The organism is Mesorhizobium sp. M7A.F.Ca.US.014.04.1.1, assembly GCF_003998745.1.
Lineage (GTDB): Bacteria > Pseudomonadota > Alphaproteobacteria > Rhizobiales > Rhizobiaceae > Mesorhizobium > Mesorhizobium ciceri.
In genome coordinates this window covers 1-1211 of record NZ_RZRW01001041.1, presented here as the reverse complement: position 1 = coordinate 1211, position 1211 = coordinate 1, and the positions used below count along the sequence as shown (strand labels likewise).

The window sequence follows — 1211 nt, the reverse complement described above, 5'->3', positions numbered from 1 at the left end:
GGGGTGCGAGCGATCAAGCATGGCCGCCGCAGGCTGAAAACCGCCGGTGCGGACCACCGCATCGAAGCATTGCAGATCGTGCAGGGTGAATTCGGCCATGTCAGTTTTTGTTACAGAGATTGTCTTATCTTTGTAATATCAACAAAATCGCTCCACAGCTAGGCTCTGTCTCGTTCAACGTTCCAGAAGGAATCTTCATCATGAATGAGCTGAATTTCGTCACAACGGGCGATGGCACGCGCATCGCCTACCGCTTCGACGGCGAGGCAAGCAAGCCGGTGCTGGTGCTGTCGAATTCCATCGGCACCACGCTGCACATGTGGGATGGGCAGGTCGGCGAATTGTCGAAGCATTTTCGTGTCCTGCGCTACGATTTTCGCGGCCATGGCGGATCGAGCGTTCCGGTCGGCGCCTATTCGCTGGACCGGCTTGGCCGCGACGTCATCGAGTTGCTCGATGCGCTCGACCTGCAACGCGTACATTTCCTTGGCCTGTCGCTCGGCGGGTTCGTCGCGCAGTGGCTCGGCATCCACGCGCCCGAGCGGATCGACCGGCTGATCCTGAGCAACACCTCGTCGCATCTGGCGCCGGCAAGCTATTTCGACGAGCGGATCGCTGCGGTGCGCCAGGCGCGGGACATGTCGGAAACCGCCGAGACGTTCCTGAGCAACTGGTTCCCCGCGTCGCTGGTTGCCGCCAACGAGCCTGTGGTCGAAGACTTTCGCGCCATGCTGCTGGCTATCGACCGGCAGGGCCTGGCGGGTCTGTTCGCGGCGGTTCGCGACGCGGACCTTCGCCGCACCGTGGCACTGATACCCCGGCCGACGCTGGTGATCGCTGGTCGGCACGACACGGTGACGGCAGCCAGCCACAGCGAGCTGATCGCCGCGACGGTACCCGGCGCGAAGCTGGTTGTGCTGCCTGCGGTCCATCTGTCGAACATCGAATATCCGGCGGAGTTCATCCAGGCTGTCATCGATTTCTGCGCGGAGCCGAGTGCCGCGACGGCAAAGGCATCCGGCACCAGCCCGGCGGTTGCCGAGCGTTCAAAGGACGCTGCGGTTCACAAGGGCGGGCGCCAGCCGGAGCCTGCGTCAATGTGAGCGCCGGGCCGAGCGGAGCCATCTGGCGAGAAGCTTTTCAACGCCTTTCGGAACGATCCCGTCACCTTGCCATTATCAGCACGAAGGCAGGCTCGGACAGGCAAACGC

2 protein-coding genes are annotated in these 1211 nt (G+C 62.8%); one reads left to right on the top strand and one right to left on the bottom strand.

Going from position 1 to position 1211, the window contains the following annotated elements; translation table 11 throughout:
- Positions 1–99 (bottom strand): LysR family transcriptional regulator (locus EOA22_RS39305; protein WP_164756206.1); only part of this gene is annotated, 99 nt, incomplete at its 3' end.
- A gap of 101 nt (positions 100–200) precedes the next feature.
- Between EOA22_RS39305 and EOA22_RS34280 the strand changes: the two genes are divergently transcribed.
- Positions 201–1103: an alpha/beta fold hydrolase gene (locus tag EOA22_RS34280; RefSeq protein ID WP_063168783.1), complete on the top strand. Its 903-nt coding sequence runs from the start codon at positions 201–203 to the stop codon at positions 1101–1103.
- Positions 1104–1211: the final 108 nt, after the last annotated feature.